The sequence below is a fragment of the Rhodopseudomonas sp. BR0G17 genome, from assembly GCF_010907025.1.
Lineage (GTDB): Bacteria > Pseudomonadota > Alphaproteobacteria > Rhizobiales > Xanthobacteraceae > Rhodopseudomonas > Rhodopseudomonas palustris_H.
Genome location: NZ_QUML01000121.1, coordinates 1 through 504, shown reverse-complemented (window position 1 = coordinate 504; position 504 = coordinate 1). Strand labels below are relative to the sequence as shown.

The following is a 504-nucleotide window of genomic DNA, read 5'->3' as shown; positions in this document are numbered from 1 at the left end:
GTACTTACACCGGGGGCACCATTGTCTCCAGAGGCATATTGCAGATCGGCGACGGTGGCACCTCGGGATCGATCCTGGGCGATGTCACCAACAACGCCACGCTCGCCTTCAATCGCTCCGACGCGACCAGCTTCGGCGGCGCGATCTCCGGCGGCGGCAGTTTGATCAAGCGAGGCTCCAACAATCTGTCGCTGACCGGCACCAGCAGCTACACCGGCGCCACCACGGTCGAAGCCGGCACGCTCAGCGTCAATGGTTCGATCGCAGCCTCGTCGCTGACGACAGTGAATGCCGGCGGCACGCTCGGCGGCACCGGCACCGTCGGCACCACGCTGATCAACGGCGGCGCGCTGGCGCCGGGCAATTCGATCGGCACGTTGAATGTCAGCGGCAATCTGACGTTCACCGCGGCGTCGAGCTACATGGTCGAGGTGTCGCCGAGCAGTGCCGACCGCGTCAACGTCTCGGGCACCGCCACGCTCGGCGGCGCGACGGTGAATGCAT

1 protein-coding gene is annotated in these 504 nt (G+C 66.1%); it reads left to right on the top strand.

Features of this window, described 5'->3' with window-relative positions:
- Nucleotides 1-504: autotransporter-associated beta strand repeat-containing protein (locus DY467_RS25490; protein WP_205502828.1), on the top strand; the 504-nt coding region annotated here is incomplete at both ends.